At 42.6% G+C, this 8,497-nt stretch carries 4 protein-coding genes and 1 pseudogene; 4 read left to right on the top strand and 1 reads right to left on the bottom strand.

Translation table 11 applies throughout. The annotated features are described in order from the left end of the window. Together OKC24_RS18535 and OKC24_RS18530 are read left to right on the top strand one after the other, a co-directional pair. A partial coding sequence (locus OKC24_RS18535; RefSeq protein WP_265466168.1) for an N-acetylmuramidase family protein occupies positions 1-574 on the top strand: 574 nt, incomplete at its 5' end. 181 nt (positions 575-755) lie between these two features. Continuing rightward, a complete protein-coding gene (locus OKC24_RS18530; RefSeq protein ID WP_265466167.1) occupies positions 756-1,433 on the top strand; it encodes a hypothetical protein in 678 nt (225 codons plus the stop codon). 160 nt (positions 1,434-1,593) lie between these two features. Here the strand turns inward: OKC24_RS18530 and OKC24_RS18525 are convergent, their stop codons facing one another. Continuing rightward, the gene (locus OKC24_RS18525; RefSeq protein WP_265466166.1) at positions 1,594-2,892 is read right to left on the bottom strand and encodes a tyrosine-type recombinase/integrase; all 1,299 of its coding nucleotides are present in this window, start codon (positions 2,890-2,892) and stop codon (positions 1,594-1,596) included. Positions 2,893-3,510: 618 nt separating this feature from the next. Here OKC24_RS18525 and OKC24_RS20205 point away from each other — a divergent pair. Together OKC24_RS20205 and OKC24_RS18515 are read left to right on the top strand one after the other, a co-directional pair. Beyond that, positions 3,511-3,937, top strand: a pseudogene (locus OKC24_RS20205) (transposase); the annotation flags it as partial. Between the two features lie 954 nt (positions 3,938-4,891). After that, a partial coding sequence (locus OKC24_RS18515; protein ID WP_265466165.1) for an Ig-like domain-containing protein occupies positions 4,892-8,497 on the top strand: 3,606 nt, incomplete at its 3' end.

Below are 8,497 nucleotides of genomic sequence, written 5' to 3'. Positions count from 1 at the left end.
TGAAGAGCAAATTCAGTCACAAGCATGGGCGCTCGGCATTGAAGCTGCAGCGCTTAAAGCTGTGATTGAAGTTGAATGTAAGGGCTCAGGCTTTAATGCAGATAATACGCCAGTGATTCTATTTGAACGTCATGTGATGCGTCAGCGTTTAATTGCAAATGGCCAATCAAAAGTTGTTGATCAAATGATGATTAAGCGACCAGATTTATGCAGTAAAACTTCAGGTGGTTATGGCTTGTATTCTGCTCAGCATGGCCGCTTGAATGCCGCAGCGCAGTATCATCGGGTATCTGCTTTAGAGTCAGCAAGCTGGGGTATTGGGCAGATAATGGGCTATCACTGGCAATCGCTTGGCTATAAGTCCCTGCAGGCATTTGTCAATGCAATGTATAAAGACGAAGCTTCACAGCTGGATGCAATGTGCCGTTACATCAAAGTGAATGGCCTTATCAATGCACTGAAAAATAAAGATTGGAAAGCCTTTGCACGTGGTTATAACGGTGTTGCTTATGCCAAAAATAGCTACGATATAAAGCTGGCCAATGCTTATAAAGAAATATCCAACCACGCGTGATAAAACTTTTTAGCATTTCATTATGCTGGCTTTTAATGTAATAGTGGTATCACTGTTAACATAAAATGTTGCTATTCAAGCAAAAAAATGTAATCTAGAGGTAAGTTAAATTTTACTCAAAAGCGTAATTCTTTCTATTTTTTAATCTTATGTATTTCTGCTAAGGAAATAGGTTAAACAAATGAATTTTATAATATTATTTATTTCTACCTCGCTCCTTTTTGTATCTTTTGGTGCTTTTTCTCAAGATGAGGTATATGGCTGGAGAACAGATACAATTACGCAAAGAACATCAATTTCAGCAGGAATTCCTGATGATACTCCTCCATTTTTGTATAAAATAATTAATACAAAAATGATTGATAGTAATAGGTTGGAATTTAATTTTCAGGCAGACAAAAATATACTTTTTTCAACATTAGAAGAAGGGTCTGCTGCGTTTATTGCCGCTAAAAATCTAGATATTGTTCAGAAATGGGATGGTGAGCACTATGGATCTGGGTGGTTGATTTTACCTCAAAATAGATTAACCAAGCTGTATACTTCTTCTTGGCAAGCAGATTTATATTCTCCTGATGGAGCCAAAACAATACTCGCATCATTAGGAGAGAAAAATTATGTAATTATTAGTTTTGGTCAGCTTAATAATCGGTGTCAAAGTGGAAAACTAAAAATATTTATTGATTACAAGCCTTTAAAAGATACTAAGGGGAATGAAATAAATTTGCTACCAGGAGGTTCTATACTAACTTTTGGCAAAGATATTAATATTGAGGTAAGCGGTGTCTGTCCAAACAATCCTGATACTGGAACTTTTCAGGGGAATTTTACTATTCTAAAAGACACACTCAAGCCATAAGGTCATTAGGGTTCACTTAAATTCTTATTCTTAAAAAAGCGATTAATCATTTCTCAACAACCCTAGCACCTTTCCAAAGTTCCGATAGGCCAGCCATTTACCGTCTTTCATTATTGTGTGCATTAGCTTGGCAACTCACTCAGAATTATGTACTTTGATTTTATACCAAGCGCCCAGCCACTTTCCATTCATCAACAATGTCAATTCCAGCTTCCTTCAAAACCCATTCTTCAATTTTTGTATGATGTAGTCTTAAAAGGTCAACTGGTCTATCCTTATAATGCTTCTCTGCGGTAGCACTTGGCTTATGCCCCATAATTTGTGCCACAACACCTGTTGGAATCTCAAGCCATTCAGCCAAATTTGAGAATGATCTTCGCAAATCATGCACCGTAAACTTCGGTAGGCCTTTTTCCGCAAGTGCATTATAGTAACTGCGTCTAATGTCTGTAATATGACCAGACTTAGACTGCTCAGACCAAAACACAAAGTCGGATTCAGGATGTTTAGGTAGCTGACGCAAAAGCATTTCAACATAGGGTGTCATTGGAATAATGCGATCTTCTTGCTCAACCTTATCCCAGATACTGATAGTCTTCCATTTAAAGTCGAGCTGAGAGTGGGTGAGTGAGCGCATGGATTCAGATCGTGGTCCACATAAAATGCTGACCTGCAAAAAAGTCTTGTGCATAATGTTCTGAATATCATTCACAGCCAAAAACCAATCTTTCAACTGATTGCGCTGAACTGAATTTTTAACAGGTTTTAATACTGGTACGGCTCGGCGTACACGCTTCGCTTGGTGAACTTTTGCATCAATTAAATGCATATAGATGTCATGCTCTTGGCACCAGTTAATGCAAGATCTGGTAATTCGAAAACCTAGCGCTGCACGACCAGGTCTAGTTTCAGCTTCTTTGGTTTGCCATTCAATTAATGTATCTGAGTTAATTTTGACAAGTGGTATATCAAGTAGTGAAGCTAAAGCACCCGGTATTGTTAAGCCTTTACCTCGCACTTTTTCCTCACCGCCACGATGGGATAGTTCAAGATGATCACGCAGATGTCGATCGGACCACAGGTGCTTATTTGCTTCTACATATTCTGCAAACACATCACCAAAAGTAATTTTTTCATTTAACTTTGCTTGAGAGAACTCATCATTTTTTTGATCTTCTTCAGCTTTATTACGTCGCGGATCAATTCCTTGGTCGCATAGCTGCTGCAGACGTCTTGATTCTTTTCGAGCATCATCCAGCGCCCAAACATTTACATCACCAATTGTTATGCGTAAACTTTTACCTGAAACGCGACTTTGAAAAATGTATGAACGGTTTTCATTTTGAGTGACTCGAACGGAAAGCCCCGGCGTATCAATATCCCAATAGAAGATTTGGTTTTTTGGTGACTCTGGTTTTTCTAGCTTCAGTACTTTGGCTGAAGTAAATTTTAGCTTCATTTGTTTTCAAGTGCTTACATCAGGGGTGGTGTAAGCACTATGTAAGCAAATTAATTAAATACCAGTCAACACAAATAAATACTGTTATTGTTTAAAGTGCTGAAAAATATGGAAATAAATACTTTTATTCAACATTGATAAATAGTGATAAACCCATAAAATTCANATTAATTAAATACCAGTCAACACAAATAAATACTGTTATTGTTTAAAGTGCTGAAAAATATGGAAATAAATACTTTTATTCAACATTGATAAATAGTGATAAACCCATAAAATTCAGGACTCATAATCCGTTGGTCGACAGTTCAAGTCTGTCTGGGCCCACCAAATTTTATACTTATATCGCTTTATATGATTTTCAAACCCTTAATTTAAAAAGAATTAAGGGTTTTTTATTGCCTAGGATAAACCCTTATCAAAACACGTTCTGTATTCGTAATGGTATTCTAAATTTTTTAATGGCCGCAGGTTTTGTTTAAATTTTGATTAAACTGTGTGGGCTTGATCGGACCGCAGCAGCAGATTGTTAACTCTTCTGCGGACAAAAGCATATTGCGATTAGCTGCCAGAAAAGTAATGTGATGGATTATATTTGCTTGTCGAAACAGAGCTGGATATCACCGGAAATGGCATAAATTTCACATTGGTATTGATATAGAGACCTTTCAAATACAGGCAGTTCGGCTCACAACGAATAATGTCAGTAATTCACAAGCACTTGGAAATTTACTTGATTAGCTTCCGCAAGATGAATGAATTGATTTTGTCTATACTGGTGAAGCAGATGAGACTTAGTCTTAGAGAGATACAAGGGCGTGTTCTATTAAAAAAAATGAATTTTTCATGACAATGTATTTTGTGAAGCAGTGCTTCTCAGGTAGGGCAATCTGGAAAAAATGGTCGGGTTATCAGCGCCGAAGCTTGGTTGAAACCAAGATGCATTACATTAATTCATTGAGCAAAAACTTAGCGCAAGGAACTTTTGAAGTCCGGTGAATGAGGTGCATGCATGTTGGCCATCCTCAATAAATTTCCAAAATGAGGCAGACCACATACCTAAGTTATTACTCAAATTTGAGTAGTTATGGTTCATACTCAATTGGTGAAAAATCATCAAAATATGCTTATTGAAGTGTCTGTTTTTACTTGACCATTACACGGAATAAAAAGAGTTAGATTGATTGAAAAAAAACAGCACTTAAACGGGTTGTTCTGAAATTTATTTTATATTTTCATTAAAAACAATGTGTTAGTTTTAAATTTGTTTGGGCCTGTCATGTAGAATAAAAAGGTAGCAGTATTCATTATCCTTATCAGTGACTAATCATTAAACTGCATTAAATAGGTTTAATTTCTCTTTAGTTTCCTACCTTAATTTTGCATACCTGCCAAGTACAGGAATCAAACCAAATTATAATTTTTCCATGACATGCCGCTCATGTAGAAAGTCCAATTGGCAGTAAGATATTATTTAGATTGAGTCTTATCGCAGACAGGCGGTGAATGTGATTGGCAAAATATACCAATCTAAAAAAAACCATAAAAAAAATATGAATTAAATTTTGTAAATAAATTTTAATTATTATATTTAAAAAAATTTAACAATATGAGTAATACTTAAAATTATTGGCATATTTGTATTATATTGTGACTTATTTCACATAGTATTCCAATTATACAATACTTTCTTACGTAAGATTTAAATTTTTGTAAAAAGATACAATTAAAATAATGGATTTATATTCCGACTAATTTGATATACATAAAATAACAATTATTTTTCATTGTTTATTTTTACTAAAAATATTTAATTAACAACATCTTATTTTTTCCAAGAGCTTTCCGGATGTGCGCGGTTTGCTAGTTTGATTGCCTTAATTTTTTTTGCAATTCAATCCATTTACGAAAATAGCTAAATATATAACGTTAATAAAAACTGATTAAACATAATTCATAAATTTATAAAAGTCATATAACAATCAGAGGGAGTATTTTTATGGCTAATATTCAGGTTGTGTCCAAGCAAAGCCATAAGGTTTTGGACAAGACACTCGATAATAAAGTTCTCTTAACGGAGAATTCAGTTGTAAAAATTAATGTTGATAAAGAGTTGGTGGAAAGCATCACACGTGATGGGAACTCTGCCGTAGTCAAGCTGAAAAATGGCGAAACTATTGTTATTGAAAATTTTTTCAATGGCTCTATTGATGCCAACAGTATTGTACTTGAGGGTAAAGATGGACTTTATTGGGTTCAGTTTACAGATGCTGCAGGTAATGTAACCCCTTCAATTGTATATAATCCTTTAAATGAAATTACGCCATTACTGTATGACGAGACTGCTTCATCCATACAGCCGTGGCTGATTGGCGCTGGAGTTGTAGGTGGTGCAGCGGCGATAGCGGCAAACTCATCATCTTCTTCTGGTGATGATGGTGATAATAGAGATCGTACTCCTCCTGAATCTCCAAAGAAACTTCTGATTAGTAATGACGGCACTAAGGTTACAGGAAAGGCAGAGCCGGGTTCTAAAATTGAAGTCAAAGATGCCAATGGCAATGTGATCGGCTCTGGCACAGCGGATGCGAATGGCGATTTTGAAGTGGCGGTGAGTCCAGCGCAGAAGAATGGCGAAACGCTGCAAGTCACGGCGACGGATGCGGCAGGCAATGCGTCTGCGCCAGCGCCGGTTACAGCGGATGATACCACTGCGCCAGCAGCGCCAACTAATTTGGACGTCAGTGATGACGGCAGCAAGGTCACAGGCAAAGCAGAACCGGGCTCAAAAGTTGAGGTGAAAGACGGCAACGGCAATGTGATCGGCTCTGGCACAGCAGATGCGAATGGCAATTTTGAAGTGGCGGTGAGTCCAGCGCAAAAGAATGGTGAAACGCTGCAAGTGACAGCAACGGATGCGGCAGGCAATGCGTCTGCGCCGGCGCCGGCTACAGCGGATGATACCACTGCGCCAGCAGCGCCAACTTATTTGGACGTCAGTGATGACGGCAGCAAGGTCACAGGCAGAGCAGAACCGGGCTCAAAAGTTGAGGTGAAAGACGGCAACGGCAATGTGATCGGCTCTGGCACAGCAGATGCGAATGGCAATTTTGAAGTGGCGGTGAGTCCAGCGCAAAAGAATGGTGAAACGCTGCAAGTGACAGCAACGGATGCGGCAGGCAATGCGTCTGCGCCGGCGCCGGCTACAGCGGATGATACCACTGCGCCAGCAGCACCGGAAGCGACGGTCAGTCCTGATGGCAAGAGTGTACTAGGCCGTACAGAGCCAAATGCGGCAGTAGAAGTTAAAGACACCAACGGCAATGTGATTGGCAGCGGCACAGCGGATGCGAACGGCAATTTCGAAGTCGCAGTAAATCCAGCAATTGATAACGGCGCCAAAGCTACAGTGACAGCAACAGATGCTGCAGGCAATAAATCAGCGGCAACTCAAGTGACAGGTGGCTTGGATACTTTAGCACCAGCAGCGCCGACCGATTTGGACGTCAGTGATGACGGCAGCAAGGTCACAGGCAAAGCAGAACCGGGCTCTAAAGTTGAAGTGAAAGATGCTGGCGGCAATGTGATCGGTACTGGCACAGCGGATGCGAACGGCGATTTCGAAGTGGCGGTGAATCCAGCGCAGAAGAATGGTGAAACGCTGCAGGTCACGGCAACGGATGTGGCAGGCAATGCGTCTGCGCCAGCGCCGGTTACAGCGGATGATACCACTGCGCCGGCAGCGCCAACTAATTTGGACGTCAGTGATGACGGCAGCAAGGTCACAGGCAAAGCAGAACCGGGTTCAAAAGTTGAGGTGAAAGACGCCAATGGCAATGTGATCGGTACTGGCACAGCGGATGCAAATGGCGATTTCGAAGTGGCGGTGAGTCCAGCGCAGAAGAATGGCGAAACGCTGCAAGTCACGGCGACGGATGCAGCAGGCAATGCGTCTGCGCCAGCGCCAGTTACAGCTGATGATACCACTGCGCCGGCAGCGCCGACCGATTTGGACGTCAGTGATGACGGCAGCAAGGTCACAGGCAAAGCAGAACCGGGCTCAAAAGTTGAGGTGAAAGACGGCAATGGCAATGTGATCGGCTCTGGCACAGCGGATGCGAACGGCAATTTTGAAGTGGCGTTGAATCCTGCGCAAAAGAATGGCGAAACGCTGCAAGTCACGGCGACGGATGCAGCAGGCAATGAGTCTGCGCCAGCGCCGGTTACAGCGGATGATACCACTGCGCCGGCAGCGCCAACAGATTTGGACGTCAGTGTTGACGGCAGCAAGGTCACAGGCAAAGCAGAACCGGGCTCAAAAGTTGAGGTGAAAGACGGCAATGGCAATGTGATTGGCAGCGGCACAGCGGATGCACATGGCGATTTTGAAGTGGCGGTGAGTCCAGCGCAGAAGAATGGCGAAGCGCTGCAAGTCACGGCGACGGATGCAGCAGGCAATGAGTCTACGCCAGCAGCAGTTACAGCGGATGACACGACTGCGCCAGATGCTCCAATTATAAATACGATTACTGAAAATAATCCAATCACTGGTACAGGTGAAATTGGTGCTACATTGATAATCACATTCCCAGATGGATTAACCGCCAGTGTGGTTGTAAATGGGCAGGGTAAATGGGAGGTTCCAAATCCTGGCCTAATTAATGGTGATATTGTTCAAGCTGTACTTAAAGATTCTGCAGGAAATATATCGGATAGTACTCAGGTAACAGTTAGTTTTATAACGGATTCAGAATCGGCCTCGGCTTCTGAGTCGGCTTCAGCGTCTGAATCTGCATCAGCTTCAGCCTCTGAATCTGCGTCTACGTCAGCCTCTGAGTCGGCGTCTACGTCAGCGTCTGAATCGGCATCCACTTCGGCTTCTGAGTCCGCGTCTACGTCAGCTTCTGAATCGGCATCGGCTTCAGCGTCTGAATCGGCATCCACTTCGGCTTCTGAGTCCGCGTCTACGTCAGCTTCTGAGTCGGCATCGGCTTCAGCGTCTGAATCGGCATCCACTTCGGCCTCTGGATCTGCATCCACTTCTGCTTCTGAATCAGCGTCCACTTCGGCTTCTGAATCTGCATCGGCTTCAGCGTCTGAATCCGCGTCCACGTCAGCGTCTGAATCAGCGTCCACTTCGGCTTCTGAATCGGCATCCACTTCGGCGTCTGAATCAGCGTCCACTTCGGCTTCTGAATCAGCGTCTACGTCGGCTTCTGAATCTGCATCGTCGTCAGCCTCTGAATCTGCGTCCACGTCGGCTTCTGAATCTGCGTCCACGTCGGCTTCTGAATCTGCATCCACTTCGGCGTCTGAATCAGCGTCCACTTCGGCTTCTGAATCAGCGTCTACGTCGGCTTCTGAATCTGCATCGTCGTCAGCCTCTGAATCTGCGTCTACGTCGGCTTCTGAATCGGCATCGGCTTCAGCGTCTGAATCGGCATCCACTTCGGCTTCTGAATCAGCATCGGCTTCAGCTTCTGAGTCGGCATCTACTTCGGCGTCTGAATCAGCGTCCACTTCGGCTTCTGAATCTGCGTCCACGTCGGCGTCTGAATCAGCGTCCACTTCGGCTTCTGAATCGGCATCCACTTCGGCGTCTGAA

This window comes from Acinetobacter entericus (genome assembly GCF_026168575.1).
GTDB classification, from domain to species: domain Bacteria; phylum Pseudomonadota; class Gammaproteobacteria; order Pseudomonadales; family Moraxellaceae; genus Acinetobacter; species Acinetobacter bouvetii.
Note: the sequence above shows the minus strand (reverse complement) of the source record. Positions and strands in the feature narration are given on the sequence as shown.

What these genes read in the sequence shown, in the direction of transcription:
- OKC24_RS18525 (WP_265466166.1), bottom strand. Translation starts at nt 2,892, where the DNA reads ATGAAGCTAAAATTTACTTCAGCCAAAGTACTGAAGCTAGAAAAACCA.
- OKC24_RS18530 (WP_265466167.1), top strand. Translation starts at nt 756, where the DNA reads ATGAATTTTATAATATTATTTATTTCTACCTCGCTCCTTTTTGTATCT.